This is a genomic window from Mycobacterium sp. ZZG (assembly GCF_054786995.1).
In genome coordinates, this window is the sequence record NZ_JBTBFV010000001.1 from 177,728 (window position 1) to 199,550 (window position 21,823).

At 71.3% G+C, this 21,823-nt stretch carries 5 protein-coding genes; all 5 read right to left on the reverse strand.

Features of this window, described 5'->3' with window-relative positions:
* Window positions 1-6 precede the first annotated feature (6 nt).
* Genes ACXMYJ_RS00900 through ACXMYJ_RS00920 form a run of 5 tightly spaced genes read right to left on the reverse strand, consistent with a single transcriptional unit; the run spans window position 7 to window position 21,791 of the window.
* Window positions 7-4,458 carry a type I polyketide synthase gene (locus ACXMYJ_RS00900; RefSeq protein WP_460353292.1) on the reverse strand — a complete coding sequence of 1,484 codons (4,452 nt, stop codon included), beginning with the start codon at window positions 4,456-4,458 and terminating at the stop codon, window positions 7-9.
* Window positions 4,455-9,848: a type I polyketide synthase gene (locus ACXMYJ_RS00905; protein WP_460353295.1), complete on the reverse strand. Its 5,394-nt coding sequence runs from the start codon at window positions 9,846-9,848 to the stop codon at window positions 4,455-4,457. Before ACXMYJ_RS00905 ends, ACXMYJ_RS00900 begins: the two co-directional genes overlap by 4 nt.
* Window positions 9,848-15,286 carry a type I polyketide synthase gene (locus ACXMYJ_RS00910; RefSeq protein ID WP_460353298.1) on the reverse strand — a complete coding sequence of 1,813 codons (5,439 nt, stop codon included), beginning with the start codon at window positions 15,284-15,286 and terminating at the stop codon, window positions 9,848-9,850. Before ACXMYJ_RS00910 ends, ACXMYJ_RS00905 begins: the two co-directional genes overlap by 1 nt.
* 5 nt (window positions 15,287-15,291) lie before the next feature.
* Window positions 15,292-20,064 (reverse strand): SDR family NAD(P)-dependent oxidoreductase, encoded by a 4,773-nt coding sequence (locus ACXMYJ_RS00915; protein ID WP_460353301.1) that lies wholly within the window; start codon window positions 20,062-20,064, stop codon window positions 15,292-15,294.
* Complete coding sequence (locus ACXMYJ_RS00920) at window positions 20,061-21,791, reverse strand: AMP-binding protein (protein WP_460353303.1); 1,731 nt, start codon at window positions 21,789-21,791, stop codon at window positions 20,061-20,063. The genes ACXMYJ_RS00915 and ACXMYJ_RS00920 overlap by 4 nt, the downstream gene beginning before the upstream one ends.
* Between the last annotated feature and the right edge of the window lie 32 nt (window positions 21,792-21,823).

The following is a 21,823-nucleotide window of genomic DNA, read 5'->3' on the forward strand; positions in this document are numbered from 1 at the left end:
AACCGCTCACGACAGATCGACCAGCGCCAGCTCGTCGCCGGCCGCGTCGCTCTCCTCCTCGGCGAGCGCATCCCGGGTGACCTCCAGGAGCGCCGTCGAGTACTGCCGGGCAAAGGATTCCACATCGGTGGGCCCGAGCCGGCGGCTGTCATACCACCAATCCAGGTGCAGCACTCCGCCGGTGCGGTAGACCCGCAGCTCCAGCGCGTGCCCGAGCCCGGGCAGCGCGTCGCGGATCGGCATGGCCGTGTCCGAGTCGAACCGCACCGGGGCGTCGTCGGGCTGCTCGGCCGGCACGTCCGGGATGGTGCCGACATGCGAGAACAGGATGTCGGCGGGACGGTCGGCACCCAGCACGCGCGCGGTCGGCGCGTACAGGTAGCGCAGCAGGCCGTAGCCGATGCCGTAGTGCGGAACCGCCTTGAGCGTCTCCCGCACCTCGTCGAGGGACTGGGTGGCCGAACGGTGCGTGGACGCCGACAACACCACCGGGTGGACGGTGGTGAACCAACCCACCGTGCGCTGCAGGTCGACGTCCGGCTTGAGCACCGAGCGGCCGCGGCCGCCGAGATCGACGGTCACCGCGCCCTCTCCTACCGTCGCGGCGACCGCACGGCCGAGGGCGGCCAGCAGGATCTCCTCGACCGGGAGGCGCAACCGCCGCCGGGCGTCGTCGATCTCGCCGGTCTCGGTCGCCGACAGCGCGGTCGACATCCGGGCCACGTCGTCGGCGCCGGGACGCTCACCCGGTTCCGGCCCGGCCACGCTGAGCGTAGACCTGCGCGCGGTCTCGAACCAGTAGTCGCGGCTGTCGAGCACCGCCGGATGGCTGGCCAGCCCCGCGCAGCGCTGCGACCATTCCCGCCACGACGCCGGGACGGGCGCCAGCGCGATCTCCTCGCCGGCCATCCGCTGGCTGAACGCGGTGAAGATGTCGGTGAGCAGCACGTCGCGCGATACGTCATCGCCGGCGATGCCGTGCAGGCTCAGCGCCAGATACGACGCACTGCCGGCCGCGCCGCGGATGAACGTCGCGGTCAGCGGCACCACCACCTGGTGCTCGCGCACCTGCTCGTCGAGGAACGCCAGCACCGCCTCCCGCTCCTGCGGGCTGCCCTGGGCCACCCCGTCGGGCAGCTGCCGGGAAACCAGCTCGGTGAACTCGGCGGGCTCGGCGATGCGCTGATCCCAGGTGCCGGCCCGCTCCACCAGGTGTACGCGCAGCGCGTCGTGGGCGTCGGTGACCGCGGTCAGCACCGCGCGTACGTCGTCCTCGCCGACATCGGGGCGCAGCCCGAGGATCACCGGGATGCGCCAGCGTCCGATGTCGCGCAGGCCGTGCTCGAGGAAGTACGCCACGTTCGGCGGGACCGGCGGGTGCACCGCATCGTCGAGCGTCTGGCGGGCCAGGCCGCCCTCGGCGTAGCGCGCGGTGAGCACCTTGGCCAGCGACGACACCGTCTGGTTCTCGTAGAGATCCTGCGGCGTCAGGTCCAGGCCCTCGTGGCCCGCGGTCATCGCGACGCTGATCGCGATCAGCGAGTCGCCGCCGATCTCGAAGAAGTTCGCGTTGCGGTCGATGTTCGACAGGCCCAGGCACTGCCCCCAGATGCGTTGCAGCTTGGCTTCCACCGTCGACCCGCCGCCGGCCGCCGCGGGGGCCGCACCGGCCGAGGCCGCCGCGGCGGTCATCCCGTTGCCGCCGGCTCCGCCGGCCAGCCACGCGGCGTTGGCGTTGTGCTCCACCCAGTGACGCTGCTTGGCGAACGGATAACCGGGAAGCGTGACCAGCGTGTGCTGTGCCTCGGTGCCCTGGTCGAAGTCCACCTCGACGTCGGCCGCCCACAGCTGGCCCAGCGCGAGCAGGAACGTGTCGTGGTCGTTGCGGTTCTGCGCCTGGTGCCGCATCAGCCGCACGGCGCGGTGGCGCTCACCCCACTTCGGGTGGCGCCCGGCCGACGACGTCAGCGTGCCGCCGGGGCCCACCTCGACCAGCACGCGGTCCGGCGCGGTCAGCAGCGCGTCGAGCTCGTCGGCGAAGCGGACGGTGGCCCGGATCTGGCGGGCCCACGTCGCCGGGTTGGTGGCCTCGGCCGCCGTCATCGTGGTCCCGGTGATGTTGGACAGCAACGGGATCTGGGGTTCGCGCAGCGTCACCCCGGACAGGAAGGCGCCGAACTCGGCGACGACGGGATCCATCAGCCGGGAGTGGAACGCGTGCGAGGTGCGCACCCGCCGGGCCGCGACGCCCTTCTCGGCCAGCGCGGCCTGGAAGGTCCGGATCGCGTCCTCGCTGCCGGCCACCACGCAGCTGCCCGGATCGTTGATTGTCGCGACGTCGACGTCCGGCGTCAGGTGTTCGGCGACCGCCGCAGGGCTCAGCGGCACCGCGACCATCACCCCGCGCGGGGCGGCGTGCATCAGCTTGGCGCGCTTGGACACCACCTTGACCGCGGTGTCGAGGTCGAACACGCCGGCGATGGTGGCCGCCGGGTACTCGCCGATGCTGTGCCCGGCCATGATCGCCGGTTCGACACCGTAGGACTGCACCAGCCTGGCCAGCGCGTACTCGACGGTGAACAGCGCCGGCTGGGCCCGGTCGGTGTGCTCCAGGTTGCGGCCCACCCCGTCGAAGATCTCGGCGCGCAGGTCGTAACCCATCTCGTCGCTGAACGCGCTCGCGCACTCGTCGAAGTGGCGGGCGAACACCGGCTCGCTGTCGTACAGCCCGCGGGCCATGCCGACGTGCTGGGCGCCCTGCCCCGGGAACAGGAACGCGACCCGCTCAGCCGAGCCGTCGGCGTCGGACACCGCCTGGCCGACGAACACGTTGTCGGTCGCCCCGTCTGAGTGAGAGGCCGACAGCACCGTCGCGGCATCGGCCGCATCGTGCACCACGGCGGCGAGCCGCAGCGGCTCCTTGCGCCGGCGGTTCAGCGTGTACGCGGCGTCGGGCAGGCTGACCTCGTCACCGGCCTCGTCCGACGCGGCAAGGTGAGCCGCCAGCGCCGCCCGCGACTGGTCGAGGGCCTCTTCGGTGCGCGCCGACAGCACCAGCACCTGCGGCCGGGACGGCGCGGGCGCCGGCGCCGGGGTGTACGGCGCCTCTTCGAGGATGACGTGGGCGTTGGTGCCGCCGACACCGAACGAGCTCACACCCGCGCGGCGGATGCCGTCGGATTCCCATGGCCCGTCCTGGCTGCGGATGCGGAACGGTCCGCGGTCGATGTGCAACTCGGGGTTCGGACTGGTGTAGTGCAGCGTGGCCGGGATCGCCTTGTGCTCCAGGCACAGGATCGCCTTGATCAGGCCCGCGATGCCCGCGGCGGTCTCCAGGTGGCCGATGTTGGACTTCACCGAGCCCAGATAGCAAGGCGCGCTACGGGTTTCCTCGGCCAGATCGAACGCCTGGCGCAGCCCCTCGATCTCGATCGGGTCACCCAGCGGGGTGCCCGTGCCGTGGGTCTCCACGTAGGTGATCGTCGACGCGTCCACCCCGGCGATCGCGTGCGCCTCGGCGATGACCTCGGCCTGGCCCAGCGCGTTCGGCGCGGCGTAGGTCATCTTGGTCGAACCGTCGTTGTTCAGCGCCGAACCGCGGATCACCGCGTGGATGTGGTCGCCGTCCTCGACGGCGTCGGCCAGGGCCTTGAGCACCACCACACCGACGCCGCTGGCGAAGATCGTGCCGTCGGACCGCACGTCGAACGGGCGGCACTGTCCGGTCGGCGAGACCATCGCGCCCTGCTCGTACCAGTAACCGACGTGGTGCGGGATGCGCAGCGAGGAACCGCCGGCCAGCGCGATGTCGCACTCGCCGTTGAGGATGGACTGACAGGCCAGGTGCACCGCCACCAGCGACGACGAACACGCCGTGGCCACCGACAGCGCCGGGCCGCGGAAGTCGAACTGGTGGGCCACCCGGGTGGCCAGGTGGTCCTTGTCGTTCTGCAGCGACAGGTTGACCATCTCGAAGCTGGCGCCCTGCCCGATCACCAACATCGGGTCGAAGTTCGACATCAGGTTGTGCAGCAGGTAGCCGCTCGAGCTGCTGGTGCCGAACACGCCGACGGTGGACTCCAGCTCCTTCGGGTCGTAGCCGGCGTCTTCCAGCGCGTGGAACACCGCCTGCAGGAACAGCCGGTGCTGCGGATCGAGCATCCGCGCCGCGTACGGCGTGAAGCCGAAGAAGTCGGCATCGAACTCCTCGATACCCGGCATCAGCCCGGCCCGCCGCACGTAGCCGCGGTTGGACAGCGCCTTCTCGGTCACACCGTTGGCGAGCAGCTCGTCCTCGGAGAGGTCGACGATCGACTCGACTCCGCCCCGCAGGTTGCGCCAGAACTCCGACACCGACCCCGCGCCCGGGAACTTGCCGGCCATGCCGATGACCGCGATCGCATTGTCAGGCAACTCTCGGTCATGTTCGTCGGCGTTGTTCAAGGCACCGCTGGTCACGATCGTGGTCCCACTTTCCGCCGCGATGCGGCTCGTTGCCGCGCCGCGGCCCGCTGTTGTGCCCGTTCGCGCAGGGCGTTCGGGCGCTCGGCAGACTCCTGCTCCTCGAGCCCGAGCTGACGGATCAGATCGAGCGCGAGATCGGACAGCGTAGCGCCCTGCAGCAGCAGAGCCACCGGCGGCTCCACGCCGAAGTCGCCGCGGATGGTGTTGCGCATCCGGACCGCCATCAGCGAATCCAGACCCAGCTCGGTCAGCGGCTGCGCGACGTCGACCGCGCTGTCGTCGGAGTAGCCCATGATCGCCGAGATACGGCGACGCAGCCGCGCCACCACGACCCGGTTGACCTCGGCGGCGTCCAGCGCCTTGAGCGCCTCGGCGCCGCCCCAGTCCTCGTCGACGTCGTCGGTCTGCAGCTCACCCACCAGGTCGGCGAAGAAGCCGATCTGGTGGATCTCCGGGAACGCCGCCGCGGCGCGGTCCAGCCGCAGCCGGGCGATGCCCACCCGCGAGAAGCCGGCGGCCATCACGCCGCCGAGCGCGTCGACGCCCTCGGCCGGGGTGATCGGGTCGAGCACCGAGAACCGCAGCGTGCTGGCCAGACCCACGTCGGCCCACTGGCCCCAGTTGATCGCGATCCCCGGCAGCCCCGCCGCACGGCGCCACGCGACCAGCCCGTCCAGCCATGCGTTCGCGCACGCGTACGCGGCCTGGCCGGGAGATCCCAGCAGCGACACGATCGAGGAGAAGCCCACCCACCAGTCGAGGTCCTTGTCGGCGGTGACCTCGTGCAGGCGCAGCGCACCGGCCGCCTTCGGGGCCCAGATCTTGTCCAGGCTCTCGCGGGTGAGGCCGACGAAGATCTCGTCCTCCAGCACGGCGGCCGAGTGGATCACGCCGCGCAGCGGCTTTCCGGTCTCTTCGGCGGCGGCGACCAGCCGCTCGGCGACGCCCGGGACGGCGATGTCTCCGGTGACGACGACGATCTCGGCGCGCCCCGACAGTTCGTCGAGCGCCGACTGCACCTCGTCGGACGGCCCGCTGCGGCCGTTGAGCACCAGCCGGCCGGCGCCGTTGTCGACGAGCCAGCGCACCACGGACATGCCGACACCGCCGAGCGCGCCGGTGACGACGTAGGCACCGTCGGAGCGCACCACGAGCTGTCCCGGGGTGGCGGGCAGGCTGGCGCGGGAGAGCCGCTCGACGAACCGGGTGCCGCCGCGCCAGGCGATCACATCGTCTGCGCCGTTCGTTTCGATCTCGGTGACCAGCGCCGCGTCGTCGCCGCCCGTGTCGAGCAGCGTGGTCTTGAGGTCCGGATGCTCGTAGGCCAGCACCCGGGCCAGGCCCTTGAGGCTGTTCGCGCCCGGATTGCCCTGGCCGCCTTCGTCGTCGGAGACGACCAAACCGCCTTGGGTCACCAGCCACAGCCGCGGCGCCTTGCCGTGCCAGCTGCCGACGATCGCGCGCACGGTGCCCGCCACACCCCAGATCACGTCCCGGGCGTGCTCCAGGCCGCCGGCGGCGTCGCCGCCGTCGAAGGCCGGGTTCGTCGTGAACACGACCACCCCGGCGGGCGGGAGGTCGGGATCGGCCGTCGCGGTCGCGAACGCCTCACGCACCGCGGCTTCGTCGCCGAGGTCGGCGGTGATCACCCGGCGGGTGTCGGCGCCGAACCGGCTCGCGAACTCCTGTGCGCCGGCCTTCCCGGCCTCGCCGTCGGCCAGCGCCAGCCAGCTTCCGCTGACCGGGCTGCCGGCCGGGGCCGGAGATTCGACCCAGCGCGAGTCGAAGATCTTCTGCGACAACGGAAGTGGCACGGTGCGGCGCTGGATGCGCTTCAGGTGCACGTCGTTGACCTGGGCCAGCACGGTACCGGTGTCGTCGGTGAGGGTGACGCGGCCCATCGCGTCGCCGCTGTCCTCGACCACGCCGACCAGTTCGGCGCGGCACGTGGCCCGCCTGCCGATCTGCCCGTACACCCGGATCGACCCGAAACCGACCGGCAGGTAGGTGACATCGGTGGATTCCGACAGGGTCTCGTCGCTCATCGCGGCGGCCAGGCCCTGCAGCGCCGCGTCGAGCATCACCGGATGCAACGCGATGCCGCGGTGCGGGGTGGCCTCGTCGGGCAGCACGATCTCGGTGTCGGCCTTGCCGGACGACCGCACGATGCGGGTCAGCGCGGCGAACGCGTGCGCGTGGTGGGCGCCGGTGCGGCGCACCGCGGCGTAGAACTCCGACGGCGACACCGGCGTGCCGTCGGCGGCGGGCACCACCTTGGCCGGGACCGCGTCGTCTTGGGCGGCTTTCACCGAGCCCACCGCGTGCCGGGTCCAGGTGCCCGCATCGGAACGCGAGTGGATCTCGACGCGCAGCGCGCCGTCCTCACCTCCGGAGAGCTGGGTGGTCAGCCTGGTGCGCTCGTCGAGCGGCAGCATCTGCTCGACCTCGACGGCCACCTCGACCCCGGTCGCCGGCAGGCCCAGCGCCTCGCGTCCGGCGGCCAGCGCGATCTCGGCGAAACCGGCGCCCGGCATCACCGCCAGCCCGTGCACGATGTGGTCGGCCAGCCAGGGATGTGCCTGCAGACCCACGTCGGACTGCCACACATGACCGGAGCCCGCCGGCAGCTCCACGTGCAACCCCAGCAGCGGGTGCGCACCCGAAAAGCCCTGCGTCGCAGAGCGATCCGCCATCCAGTACGGCGAATGCTGCCACGCGGTCGGCGGCACGTCCACCAGCGCGCCGGTGGCGCCCTCGGGCTCCTTCACCGCCGGCGGACGCACCGCGGCCAGCTGCGCGTGGAAGGCCAGCGTCTCGGGCTGGTCCCGGTTCACGGTCGCCCCCACGTGGTACTTGCGGCTGGTGGACTGCGCGGCGAGGGTGTCCGAAATCGCATGCGTCAGCAGCGGATGCGGGCTTATCTCGATGAAGTTGCTGTGGTCGGCGCTGGCCTCGTGCACGGCCTGGGAGAACCGCACCGGGTTGCGCAGGTTGGCCGCCCAATAGTCGGCCGAGTACATCGGCGCGGCACCGGTGTACGCGACGGTGGAGACCAGCGGGATCTTCGGCGCCGCGGGCTTCAGGTAGGCCAGCGCCTCCCGCAGTTCGGGCAGCACCGGGTCGATCGTCGGATGGTGGGATGCGACGTCCACCTCGACGCGCCGGGCCAGCTTGCCCTGCGCGTCGACCGCGGCGACGAGTTCGTCGACCTGCTCGGGCGGGCCGGCGATGACCGTCTGCTTCGGCGACGCGTACACCGCAATCGTCACGTCGGGCCGGTCGGCGATCAGCTTCTCGGTGGCCTGGGCGTCGAGCTCGAGCAGCGCCATCGCGCCCTGCCCGGACAACCGCTTCATCAGCCGGGTCCGGGTGGCGATGACGTCGAAACCCTCGGCCGGGGTGAGCACCCCGGCGACCACCGCGGCGGTGGCCTCACCCATCGAGTGGCCGATCACCGCGTCGGGTTCCACGCCGTAGGACCGCCACAACTCGGTCAGCGCCAGCTGCATTCCGACCAGAACGGGCTGGATGCGGTCGATGCCGACGACCGGCTCACCGGTCTCCAGCGTCTGGCGCAGCGAGAACCCGACCTTGTCGACGAACGCCGGTTCGAGTTCGTCGACGGCCTTGGCGAACGCGGGCTCCTCGGCCAGCAGGGCCTTGCCCATGCCGGCCCACTGCGCGCCCTGACCGGAGTACAGGAACACCACGCCCTTGCCCGCGCCGCTGCGGGCGTCGTGGGCGCCGATCACGCCCGGCGCGGGGCGCCCGTCGGCCAGCGCGCGCAGGCCGGTGACCGCCTCGGCGTGGGTCCGGGCGCACACGGTGGCGATGGTCTGGTGGCGGCTGCGGTGGTGGTTGACGGTGTAGGCGACGTCGACCAGCGGCGCGGTCGCGCCGTCCCCCTCCAGCCAGTCGGCCAGCGATCCGGCGGAGGCGGCCAGCCGGGCGAGAGTCTTGCCGGAGACCACCAGCGTGACCACGCCTTGCGCCGCGTCGGCGGCCGGGACCGGCTCGGGGCCCTGCTCCAGCACGATGTGGGCGTTGGTCCCGCCCATGCCGAACGAGGACACCGCGGCGCGGCGGGGATGCTCGCTCTTGGGCCACTCCCCCGCTTCCGTCGGCACGAACAGCCGCGTCGGCTTCGGGTCGATCTGGGGGTTCCACTTCTCGAAGTTCAGGTTCGGCGCGATCTTGCCGTGCTGCAGCGTCAGCACGGTCTTGATGAAGCCGGCCACGCCGGCGGCCGCCTCGAGGTGGCCCATATTGGTCTTGACGGCGCCGAGCGCGCACGGCACATCGCCCTTGCCGTACACCGCGGCCAGCGCGTCGAACTCGATCGGATCGCCCAGACCCGTTCCGGTGCCGTGGGTTTCGATGTAGTTCACGGACGCGGCGGTCACGTCGGCGGATTTCAGCGCCCGGGTGATCACGTCGCGCTGCGACGGGGCGTTCGGCGCGGTCAGGCCGTTGGAGCGGCCGTCCTGGTTTACCGCCGAACCGCGCACCACACCGACCACACGGTCACCGTCACGCACCGCGTCGGTCAGCCGCTTGAGCACGACCACGCCGGCGCCTTCTCCGCGGACGAAGCCGTCGGCACGCGAATCGAAGGCGTGGCACTTGCCGTGCGGGGACAGCATGCCCCACTTGGCAAGGGCCAGTTGGGTTTCCGGACGCAGATTCAGGCTGACCCCACCGGCCAGCGCCAGGTCGCTCTCCCGCATCCGCAGGCTCTGGCAGGCCAGGTGGATCGACACCAGCGACGACGAGCACGCGGTGTCGACCGCTACGGCGGGGCCCTTGAGCCCCAGCAGGTAGGCGATCCGGCCGACGGTGACGCTGTGCGCGTTGCCCGTCGCCGAGTACGCGTCGATGGTGTCCGGGTTGCCCGCCGACGAGTTCTGATACTCGGTGTAGTAGACGCCCATCATCACGGCGGTGCGCGTCTCGCCGAGGGTGTCCGGCGCCAGGCCGGCGTTCTCCAGCGCCTCCCAGGCCACTTCGAGCAGCACCCGCTGCTGCGGGTCCATCGCGGCAGCCTCGCGGGGCGTGATGCCGAAGAACTCGGCGTCGAAACCGGCAACGTCGTCGAGGTAGGCGCCCCACTTGGTGGGCATGCGGCCCGGCGCCATCGGGTCCGGGTCGTAGAACGCGTCGCCGTCCCACCGGTCCTTCGGCACCTCGGTGACGGCGTCCACACCGTTCTCCAGCAGCTCCCAGTAGCTGTCGGGGCCGGTCACGCCGCCGGGGAACCGGCAGCCGATACCGACCACCGCGATCGGCTCCGCCCCGGCCACCCGGGAGGCCTTCTCGAACTGCTCGGCCAGCTTGCCGCGCTGTTCGGCCGACATAGCCGCGATCCGGTCGAACGTGGTCTTCATCAGATGGATCCCTCACTGCCGGCGTTCGCCGACTCGACGGAAGAGAACAGCTCGTCAAGCACGCTGAACGAGTCTGGATCGTCCTCGGGTTCTTCGGGTTCGGGTTCGTCGGCCGCGCTCTGAAGCGGTGCGAGCAGGTCGGCGACGAAGTCCGACATCTGCGAGATCGACGGGTGGTTCCACAGCATCGTCGCCGACAGATCCACGCGGACCAGTGCCTTGGCGTCGCGCAGCAGGTTCATCGCCATCATCGAGTCCAGGCCCAGCTCCGGGAACGGCATGTCGACATCGACCGCGTTCTCCGGCATCCCGAGCTCGCGCGCCAGGATGGAGCGCAGCCTGGTGCGCAGTTCGGCGATGGTCTGCTGCCGGTTCATGGCCGACCAGTCGACGAATTCGGCTGCGCCCGCGTCGTGCTCGCCGGCCGCCGGGGCGGGTGCGGACTCCACCGGGGTGTACGACAGGCCGCGGATGTCCACCCACACGGTGCCGTCGGCGCTCCTGACCGCGACGTCGACCACCAGAGTGTCTCCATCACCGGAGCGCCGGTAAGCCTCGACGACGCCGTTGGTGCCCACCGATGCGGCGACCGCGAGAGTCTCGGCGCCGGCGGGCAGCAGCAGCTGCGCGGTGTCGGCGTCGGCCAGGCGGGCCACGTGCACCGCGGCGTCCACCAGGGCGGCCGCCGGCGATTCGGTCCGGTCGGGCAGCGTGACGTCGGCGCGCGCCCCGGCGGGGGTGGCGGTGCAGTCCGAGACCGTCCACTCGAACGGCTGCCCCTCCACGCCCAGTGCGCTCTGCATCTCGGCGATCGCCGCGTCATCGAACGCCGTGCCGCTCGCGCCCTGGTCACCGCGCAGCTGTCCGGCCGGCGCGTCGGCCAGCTCGGCACTCGCGTGCCGGGTCCAGCGCTGTTCCGGGCTGTCGGGCCCCGCGCTGGACCACACCGTCAGCGCGTTGCCGTCGGCCACCACGTGGATGACCTTGGGCTGATCGGCGACGATCGGGTACTCGAACCGCACATCGCCGACCGCGACGGTCGGACCGCCACTTGAGCCTGGGCCCGCGAGCTGCGCCGCTGCGGCCGAAAGTGTCTGCAGCAGAACCGAAACCGGCACCACCTCGACACCGCGGACACGGTGCGCGACCGGGTACGAGCGCTGGCCGGGCAGAACCCTGGCGCGCCACAGGCGGTCATGCGAGGTGCCCTCGACCGGCTCGCCGAGCACGGTGCCCCAGGCGGGCGCCGCCACGGCGCTGAGGTCGGCGTCGTCGCCCGGCCCGGACACCAGGTGGTCGAGCACCTTCACCGAGGCGCGCATCCGGTACGCGTCGGCCAGCCGCGCCCAGTCGGCGCCGGCCACCACGGTCTGCACCGCGGCGTCCGGGCTGAGCACCGCGGGCAGCATCTTGATCGCCACGTCGTTGGGCATCGGTTCCAGCCCGGCGGCCTTCATCTGGGGCTGGGCGTCCGACCACGACTTCCACAAGCCCCAGTCGACGACGGTCGCCGGCAGCCCGAGGGCCCGCCGCGCATGGGCGAAGGCGTCGGCGAACGCGTTGGCCGCCGTGTAGTGGCCGACCGCCCGGGACCCCAGCAGGCCCGTGATCGAGGAGAACAGCACGAAGCGGCGCACCGGGGTGCGCAGCGACAGTTTGTGCAGCACCGCCGCGGCGTCGACCTTCGCCGCGAACATCGGGCGCAGGTCGTCGTCGGTCATGTCGGCCAGCAGCGCCTCACCACCGGCCAGCGAAGCCAGGTACACGCCGTCCAGCGGGGGAAGGTCCGCGCCGAAGCGGTCGAACACCGCGGCCATCGACGACTCGTCGGACGCGTCGGCGGCGACCTCGACCAGCGTGGTCCCGCGGGCGGACAGCTCCTCGGCCAGCTCGGCGAGCTGCGACCCGCCCCGGCGGGACACCGCCACCACCGTCGAGGCGCCCATGTCGGCGAGCTGACGGATCAGGTACGGCCCCACGTTGCCGGTGGCGCCGACGACCAGATGGCTGGTGCCGCTCTCCAGTCGGGTCAGCGACACGGCCGGCAGCGGGTGCGGGACCAGTCGCGGAACACGACGCTCCGCGCCGCGGTAGACAGCCTGATCGTCGCGGTCGGAGTCGGTAGACGACAGCGCCGTGGCCTCGGCGCGCAAATACTGCGCGAGCAGCTCGGCCGGCAGGGCCTCGTCGACGTCGATGAGGCCGCCCCAGAACTCCGGGTGCTCCAGGGCCAGGGTGCGGCCCTGCCCCCACAGCACGGCGTGCGCCGGGTTCGCCCGCTCGCCGTCGGCAACCGGCTGGGCATTCCGGGTCACGACGAAAAGTCTTGGTGCTTCGGCCGTTTCGGACAACGCGACCACGAGCCGGCGCAACTGGTGGAATGTCGTATAGCTCGGCGCGGCGTCGAAGCGCCGCGCCGCGACCGGCGGTGCGTACACGACGTGCTCGACGCCGGGCAGCGCCGCCCGCACGGCGTCCGCGTCGTCGAGCACCGACAACGGCAGCGTCCGCGAGCCCGCACCCAGCAGGTCGGCCAGGTCGGTGTCGGCGTCGTCGGCCAGCACCAGCCACCCGACGTCGGGCCCGCCGGCGGGCAGGTCACGAACCGGCCAGCTCAGCCGGTGGAACCACGCGTGCTGTTCCCCCTCGGCCGGCGCGACGTCGGCTCCGTTGTGCTTGTGCCGCACCGATTCCGCGGCAGCGGTGTGAATCCAGTGATGGGCGTGGTGCCACGGGGTGGTCGGAAGCTGCACGCGGGTCGCGCGCTGCGGTGTCTTCGGTGGGCGCACCGTGTGGGTGGCGTTGAGGTTGGTGTGGAAGGTGACCGTGTCGTTGGTGTCACGCTGCAGCGTGGCGATGCTGTGGTGGTGCGTGCCCGCGAGCGTGTCCTTGATCGCATGGCTGAGCAGCGGGTGCGGGCTCACCTCGACGAACACGGCCTTGTCGGCGCCGGCGGTGGCCACCGCGCGGGCGAACCGCACCGGGTTGCGCAGGTTGGCCACCCAGTGCCCGGCGTCGAACACGTTGCTGCCGTCGGTCGGGCGTTCGTCGGTGGTGACGATCACCGGAATGCTGGGCTGCCTGGGCTGCAGATCGGCCAGCTCGGCGCGCAGGTCGTCGAGGATCGGGTCGATGATCGGGTGGTGCGACGCGACGTCGACCTCCACGCGGCGGGCCAGCTTGTCGAGCTTGTCGACCTCGGCGATCGCGGCATCGACCTGGTCGGGCGGGCCCGCGATCACGGTCTGGTTCGGCGAGGCGTACACCGCCACGGTCAGGCCGGAATATCCGGCGATCAGCTTCTCGGCGGCCTGGGCGTCGAGCTCGAGCAGCGCCATCGCCCCCTGTCCCGACAGCCGCTTCATCAGCCGCGACCGGGTCGCGATCACCTTCAGGCCGTCGGCCGGGCGCAGCGCGCCGGACACCACCGCGGCGGTGACCTCTCCCATCGAATGGCCGATCACCGCGTCGGGCGTGACGCCGTAGGACTGCCACAGCTTGGTCAGCGCCAGCTGCACCCCGACCAGCACCGGCTGGATGCGGTCGATGCCGACCACGGTCTCACCGCTGGTCAGCACGTCGCGCAGCGAGAACCCGGCCTGGGCGGCGAAATCGGGCTCCAGTTCGTCGACGGCGGCGGCGAACGCCGGCTCCTCGGCGAGCAGCCGCCGGCCCATGCCGGCCCACTGCGATCCCTGCCCGGAGTAGACGAACACCGTCCCCGAACCGCACGGGCCGTCGTGGACCGGCACCACGCCGGGGGCCGGGTAGCCCTCGGCCAGCGCGCGCAGCCCGGCGACGGCCTGGTCGCGGTCGGCGGCGGTGACGGTGGCGAACCTGGCGTGCTGGGCACGGCGGTGATTCAAGGTGGCCGCGACGTCGGCCAGACCGATCCCGGCGGACTCCGGTGACTGCAGCCAGTCGGCCAGCCGTCCGGCCAGCGACGCGACACGGGCCGGCGTCTTACCGGTGACGACCAGCGTGCTCACGGACGGTTCCGGTTGCGCGGCAACCGGTTCGGCGACCTCCGGGGCCTGCTCGATCACTATGTGGGCGTTGGTGCCGCTGACGCCGAACGACGACACCGCGGCGCGGCGCGGGCGCTGCAGGGCAGGCCACTGGAGGTGCTCCGACGCGATCCGGAATTTCTGCGCGCCCTCACCGGCCTGCGGGGTCAGCGTGTTGAAGTGCAGCTGCTTGGGGATGGAGCCATGGTGCACGCTCAGCACGGTCTTGATGAACCCGGTGACGCCGGCCGCCGACTCCAGATGGCCGAGGTTGGTCTTCACCGAGCCGAGCACCAGCGGCGCCGAGTCCTTGCGGTCGCCGTACACGGCCGCCAGTGCGTCGAGTTCGATCGGGTCGCCCAGTGAGGTGCCGGTGCCGTGTGCCTCGACGTAGTCGATGTCCGACGGCTCCAGCCGGGAGGTCTGCAGCGCCTTGCGCATCAGTTCCTGCTGGGCGGGGCCGTTGGGCACGGTCTGGCCGCTGCTCGCACCATCCTGGTTGACGGCGGATCCGCGGACCACGGCCAGCACCCGGTCCCCGTCGCGCAGCGCATCGGTGAGGCGCTTGAGCACCACCACCCCGGCGCCCTCGCTGCGGACGTAACCGTCGGCGTCGGCGTCGAACGTCTTGCACTTGCCGTCCGGCGCCAGCATGCCCCAGCGCGAGCAGGCGATGTTGTTCTCCGGGGACAGAATCAGGTTCACCCCGGCGGCCAGCGCGTGGTCGCTCTCACCGCGGCGCAGACTCTGGCACGCCAGATGGATCGACACCAGCGACGACGAGCACGCGGTGTCGCTCACCACCGCTGGGCCGCGCACCCCGAGGAAATACGACAGCCGGCCCGCAGCAAAGTTCGGGGCGTTGCCGAACGGGATGTAGGGGTCGATGTCCTCGGGCGCCAGCTTGCCGACGATCGAGTGGTAGTAGTCGTTGGTGGTCATCCCGATGAACACACCGGTCGATGACCCGCGCAGCGTGCGCGGATTGATGCCGGCGTCCTCCAGCGCCTCCCACGCGAGCTCGAGGAGCAGGCGCTGCTGCGGATCCATCGCCGCGGCCTCGCGCGGTGCGATCGAGAAGAATTCGGCGTCGAACTCATCCGGCTGCCACGACGTCAGGAAGCCGCCCTCGCGGTTGACGATCGTGCCCGGCACGCTGTAGTCCGGCGAGTAGAACTCGTCGGCATCCCACCGGTCGGCGGGCACCCGAATGACGCCACTCTCGCCGTCGCACAACAACTTCCAGAAGTCGTCGGCGTTGTCGACGCCGCCGGGCAGCCGGCAGCCGATGCCGACCACGGCGATCGGTTCGGTCTCGGTCTTCTCCGCCGCCGCCAGCCGCGCGGTCAGGTCGTCGATCTTGCGCAGGGCCTCGGTGATGATCGCGCGGCGATCAGGTGACGCGGACGGCTTTGAGGACGCTTGGGTCATTCCACTCAACTCAATCTTTCCGAAAGTCTCGCCAGCAGTTCGTCCTCGGCAAGGTCGTCGTAGGCGTCCTCATCGACCCCTTCGCCTCCCACGCCGTCATTGGCGTGGTCCCCACCCTCGGTACCGGCGGTCTCGATTATCTCAGGAAGCACCGTTGCCAGATAATCGGTGAGCGCTTCGACGGTCGGATAGTCGAAGACCACGGACGCGGGCAGCGCCTCACCTAGGCTCTCGCTCAGCGAACGCTGCAACGTTACGCTCATCAGCGAATCCATTCCGAACTGGAAGAACCCGACCGTCGGGTCCAGCGTGTGGGTCGAGGCAAGGCCCATTGCGGCCGCGACCTGCGCCAACACGTGGTCGGTGAGCAACTCCAGGCGCCGCTGCGGCTCACACTCTTTCAGCTCCTGGCGAAATCGGGTGTCCCCTGCCAGCAAAACCTGGCTCGCAGAGGTCTCCTCGGCGAGCAGGTCGTCGAGAATGTGCAGCTGCGCCCGGGTGTGATAAGCGGCGGCCAGCCGCGGCCAGTCCGCGGCCACCACGGTCGCGCGGGCCGGCGCCTGCGGTCCCACGAAGGAACGCAACGCGGTGATCGCCACCGCGTCGTCCATCGGTTCCAGCCCGGACTCCCCGGTGGCCTGCCGCTCGAACCCGGTCTGCACGTCGGCCAGCGACTTCCACAGGCCCCAGTTGATCGCGCACGCCGGCAGACCGGCGGCGCGGCGGGCGAACGCGAACGTGTCCAGGAACGTCGTCGTGGCCGCGTAGTGGGCCAGCCAGCGCGACCCGAGCACACCGGAGATCGACGAGAACAGCACGAACTGCTCAACCGGATGCCCGAGCGAGAGCTTGTGCAGCAGGGCGACGGCGTCCATCTTGGGCCGGAACATCGCCACGACGTCGTCGCGGCTCATCTCGGCCAGCGTGACCGGACCGCCGCTCATCGCCGCGAGGTAGATGCCCTTGAGCGGCGGCAGGTCGGCGCCGAACCGGTCGAACACCGCGCGCAGCGACGTCTCGTCCGAGGCGTCTGCGGCGGCGGTGACCAGCGTGGCGCCCGATTCGGCCAGCCGCGCGGTCAGCTCGTCGAGCCGGTTGCCCGGGTTGCGCGACACCGCGACGACGGTCTTCGCGCCCATCGCGACGAGCTGCTCGATCAGGCCGGGACCGATGTTGCCGGTCGCGCCGATCACCAGATGTGCGCCGTCGGCGTCGAGGGTCTCGGCGCCGGCCGAGGCCGGAGGCAGCGCGTGCATCAGCCGGGCCACCCGACGGGTGCCGGCCCGGTAGACCACCTGGTCCTCCCCGTCATCGGCGTGCGCCTCGGCCAGCACCCACCTCGCCGCGACCACGGCGGGCACCGACTCGTCGATGTCGATGGCCCCGCCCCAGATCTCGGGGTGCTCCAGCGCCAGCGTGCGGCCCAGACCCCACAGCACGGCCTGGGCGGGGTTGGCGCGGTCCCCCACCTCGACCGGCTGGGCGTTGCGCGTCAACAGGAACAACTGCGGAGCCGCCCCCGAACCGGCCGCGGTCGTCGCGGTCGACGCGATCGTGCGGCCGGTCTCGAAGATGTCGTAGCCCAGCTCGTCCCCGCCCGTCGGCGCATACACCACGTGCGTGGCACCGGCGAGGTCGGTGCCGTCGCCGGTGGCGACGGGACGGCCGAGCAGCCGGCCCATCTCAGAGGCCAGCGCGTCGTCGCCGACGACCACCCAGCTTGCGTCCCCGGCGGATGCGGAATCAGGTTGTGCGGCAAGAACTTTGGCCGGCCAGGTGAGTTCGCAGAACCACTCCGGCGGCACCGCGCTGTCCGCCGGCAACGCACCGCCACGCGCCGCACCGCCGCGGCGCAGCGGACGCACGTCCACCCAGTGCCGGCCGCGCAGCCACGGTGTCGTGGGCAGCACGACGTGCGGTTCGGCGCGATGGGCGGTGTGCGGGGGCCGCGACGTGTGGGTGGCGTTCACGTTCGCGCGGAACGTCACCGCGTCGTCGGTGTCGCGGGCCAGCGTGCCGATCGTGCGGTGATCCGGAACGTCGGCCAACGTGTCGGCGATCGCCTGCCCCAGCGTCGAGTGCGGGCTGATCTCGATGAACGTCCCGTGGCCGGCGGCGGCGGCCTCGATGGCCTGGCTGAACTTGACCGGTCGGCGCACGTTGGCCACCCAGTAGTCCGCGTCCAGCGTCGGCGCATCCCCCGCCTCGGTGACCGTCGACAGGAACGGCAGTGCCGGGATGTTGGGCTCGATGCCGGCCAGCGCCTCCCGGATCTCGGGCAGCACCGGGTCCATCAGCGCGGTGTGCGACGCGACCACCATGTTGACGCGGCGGGCGAACGTGTTCTGGGCGGTGACGGCGGCGATGACGGCGTCGACCTGGTCGGGCAGGCCGGCCACCACGGTCTGGCGCGGCGACAGGTACCCGGCGATCTCGACGCTGGGATGCGCGGCGATGCGCGCCGCGGCCTCGTCGGCGGCCAGGTTCAGCAGGGCGACGGCGCCTTGGCCGGCCAGCCGGGACATGATCGACGAACGGGCGGCGATCACCTTCAGTCCGTCCGAAAGGCTCAGCGCGCCGGCCACGACGGCGGCGGTGACCTCACCCATGGAATGGCCGATGACCGCGTCGGGATGCACGCCATAGGAGCGCCACAGCTCGGTCAGGGCCAGCTGCAGCCCCATCAGCACCGGCTGTACCTGCGCGTCGCCGCTGACGGTGTCCCCGTTGGCGATGATGTCGTGCAGCGAGAAGCCCACCTGCTCGACGAAGACCGGTTCGATCTCGGCCAGAGCCGCAGCGAAGGCCGGTTCCTCGGCCAACAGCCCGCGGGCCATACCCGGCCACTGCGAACCCTGCCCGGAATACACGAACACCGTGCCCGGCTTCGGATTCCCGTCGGCCGCACCGACGACGCCGGGCGCCGACTGGCCCGCTGCCAGCGCCAGCAGGCCGCCGATGGCCTGGTCGCGGTCACGTGCGGCCACCGTGGCGAACTTGGCGTGCTGGGTGCGGTGATGGTTGAGCGTGTGCGCGACCTCGGCCACCGGCACGTCGGCGCCCTCGCCGGCCATCCACTCGGCCAGCATCGCGGCCTGTGACGCGATCCGCTCCGGGGTCTTGCCCGACACCACCAGCGTCGTGACGGCTTCCGGCTCGTCGGCGGGCGCCGGCGGCAGCACCGGCGGCTGCTCGATCACGACGTGGGCGTTGGTGCCGCCGAACCCGAACGACGAGATCCCCGCCCGCCGCGGCCGCCCCGCCGCGGCCCACTCGGTGTGCTCGGCGACGACCTTCAGTCGCAACTTCTCGAACGGGATGTGCGGGTTGGGCTGCTGGTAGCCCAGGTTGGCCGGAATCCTGTGGTGCTGCAACGCCAGCACCGCCTTGGCGAACCCGGCGATACCCGCCGCGGCCTCCAAATGGCCCAAGTTCGACTTCACCGCCCCCAGCAGCAACGGCGCGTCGGCTGGACGTCCCTTGCCCAGCACGGTGCCCAGCGCCCGGGCCTCGATCGGATCCCCCAGCAGCGTGCCGGTGCCGTGCGCCTCCACGTAGTCGACCTCGCGGGGATCCACTCCGGCCGCCGCGTAGGCGGCGCGCAGCACCGCCATCTGCGCCGACGGGTTCGGCGCCATCAGCCCGTTGGAGCGACCGTCCTGGTTGATCGCCGATCCGCGGATGACCGCGAGCACGCGGTCGCCGTCGCGCAGCGCGTCGGACAGCCGCTTGAGCACCGCCACCCCGCAGCCCTCGCCGCGCACGAAACCGTCGGCGGCGGCGTCGAACGCGTGACACTGACCCGTCGGCGACATCGCCTCGGCCTGGTCGAAGCTGCGGGTCGGCGCCGGGGACAGCAGCAGGTTCACCCCGGCGGCCAGCGCCAGTTCCGAGTCGCCCGAGCGCAGGCTCTGGCAGGCCAGGTGGATCGCCACCAGAGCCGACGAACATGCGGTGTCCACCGTGACCGACGGGCCGCGCAGATCGAAGTAGTACGACACCCGGTTGGCGATGATGCTCAACGCCCCGCCGGTGCTGTACCAGGCGTCGATGCCGCTCAGGTCCGTCGACCCGAGCTGGGCGTAATCGGCGGCGCTCGCCCCGGCGAAGACACCGGTGGCCGTCTCGGCCAGCGCATCGGCCGCGATACCGGCGTGTTCCAGCGCCTCGTGGGTGACCTCGAGCAGCAGCCGCTGCTGCGGGTCCATCCGGGTCGCCTCACGGGGGATGATCTCGAAGAACTCGGCGTCGAAGGCGTCCAGGTCGCGCAGGAACGCGCCCCACCGGGTGGTGCCGGCCAGCGCGGCGGCGCCCTCGGGGGTGCCGTCGTCGAACCACGACCAGCGGTCCTCCGGCACCTCCCGCACCGATGAGCGGCCCTCCATCAGGAACCGCCAGTACGCGTCGGGGCCGGCGATGTTGCCGTCGACGTCGTCACCGCCGGGCAGCCGCAACCCCAGCCCGATTACCGCGATCGGCTCGTTCATCGACGCCGGGCGGTCCGTTCCGGGGCCCGGGTCGACGGGCTCGACCTCACCGCCGGTCAGGAACTTGGCGAGCGCGTCGACCGTCGGGTACTGCCAGAAGTCGACCGGGGACACGGTGCGGCCCAGGAATTCGGAGAGGACACCGGTGAGCACCACCGCATCGCGGGACCCCACCCCGAGATCGTGCATCGAGGCACCGCGTTCGATGTGCTCGAGACTGCAACCGTTGTTCGTGACCAAATAGTCGATCAACCAGCGACGTACAGCAGCCTCGTCGAAGGCAGACGTCATGTAGTGGCGTCCAGACGGCTGAACTTCTCGGAGCGGTACAGCTCGACGCAGGACGCGCGGCGCACCTTCCCGCTGGTGGTCAGCGGCAGTGAACCCGGCGCCACCAATGCGAAGTCGGACAGCCGCACGCTGTGCGTCATCGAGATCGCCGATGTCACCTGCTGCTTGACGGACTCCAGCACCGATTCGTCGAGCTGCTTCTTCAGCTCCGCGATCACCACCAGCTTCTCGGTGGCCTCGTCCGGCACCGAGATCGCCGCGACCCGGCCGCCGGTGAACTCGGCGACGGTGGCCTCGATGTCGTCCGGGTAGTGGTTGCGCCCGTCGACGATCAGCAGGTCCTTGATGCGCCCGATGATGTACAGCTCGTCGTCGAACATCACACCGAGGTCGCCGGTGCGCAACCACGGGCCCTTGGGAGTACCGGCGCTCGGCTCGGCGAGCTGCGCGGCGAACAGCTCGCTCAGCTTCGGGTTGTGCCAGTAGCCGGCCGCCACGTGCTCGCCGTGCAGCCAGACCTCGCCGATCTTGCCGGCGGGGTTCTCGGTCTGGGCGTCGGGATCGACCACGCGCACCGTCGTCGACCGCGGCACACCGCATCCGATCAGTTCGGCGCCGTTCTCATCGTCGCAGCGCTCGGCGTGCCCGGCGGCGAGCTTCTCAAAGTCGAAGCGCACCGCGGTCGGCGGTCGGCCGCCCGCGGACGCCACCACGTACACGGTGGCCTCGGCCAGGCCGTAGGACGGCCGCATCGCCGAGCCGGGCAGGCCGAACGCGGCGAAGCGCTCGTTGAACCGCCGCACCGTCGCGCCGTGCACGCGCTCGGCGCCGTTGATCATGACCACGACGGAGCTGAGGTCCTTACCGGCGAGGTCCTCGTCCTTGGTGCGCTTCACGGCGAGCTCGAACGCGAAGTTCGGCGCGGCGGTGAACGCGCTGGGGTGCGAACCCAGCTGCTGCATCCAGCGGGCCGGTCTCTGCATGAAGGCCACCGGGCTCATCAGCACCGCCGGGCGGCCCAGCATCATCGGGATGAACACTCCGACGATCAGCCCCATGTCGTGGTAGAAGGGCAGCCACGACACGATCGTGGTGTCCGCCGGCACTCCGTCGGGATAGGCCTCGTAGTAGTCGGCGAGCAGCTGCTCAAGATTGGCCAGCACGTTCTTGTGGGTGACCACCACGCCGGCGGGCTGCCGGGTGGAGCCGGACGTGTACTGCAGATAGGCCGTCTTGGGCAACGCGGCCGGCGGGGCCGCCTTGGCCGCAGAGTCGAAGTCCAACGTGTCGACCTCGAGGAACTTCGGCGGCCGCTGCTTCGGGTCGGCCTGGCCGTACTTGCGGACCTCGTCGACCACCGCCGAGGTGGTCAACACCACCACCGGGGTGGAGTCCTTCATGGCGCCTGTCACGCGCTCGTCGTGGTGGCGGGTCTGCGGCATCGACAGCGGCACCGCGATGAACCCGGCCGCGATCGCGCCGAGGAATCCGATGATGTACTCCAGGCTCTGCGGAGCCAGGATGACCGCCCTGTCCCCCGGCGAACCGAGCTTGGCCAGCTTCTCGGCGACGATCAGCGCGCGCTCGTGCACCTCCGACCATGTCAGGCTCTCGGAGACACCTGCCGGGTCAACTTCGTAGTCGACGAAGGTGTACGCGATGTCGTCGGGCTGCTGCTGCGCGCGGTCGGCGAGGACCGCTGGGATCGTGGCTTCAGACAACGCCATCTCCTACATCCTTTCAATCGTCTCCCGACATG

What these genes read in the sequence shown, in the direction of transcription:
- ACXMYJ_RS00905 (WP_460353295.1), bottom strand. Translation starts at nt 9,848, where the DNA reads ATGAAGACCACGTTCGACCGGATCGCGGCTATGTCGGCCGAACAGCGC.
- ACXMYJ_RS00910 (WP_460353298.1), bottom strand. Translation starts at nt 15,286, where the DNA reads ATGACCCAAGCGTCCTCAAAGCCGTCCGCGTCACCTGATCGCCGCGCG.
- ACXMYJ_RS00915 (WP_460353301.1), bottom strand. Translation starts at nt 20,064, where the DNA reads ATGACGTCTGCCTTCGACGAGGCTGCTGTACGTCGCTGGTTGATCGAC.
- ACXMYJ_RS00920 (WP_460353303.1), bottom strand. Translation starts at nt 21,791, where the DNA reads ATGGCGTTGTCTGAAGCCACGATCCCAGCGGTCCTCGCCGACCGCGCG.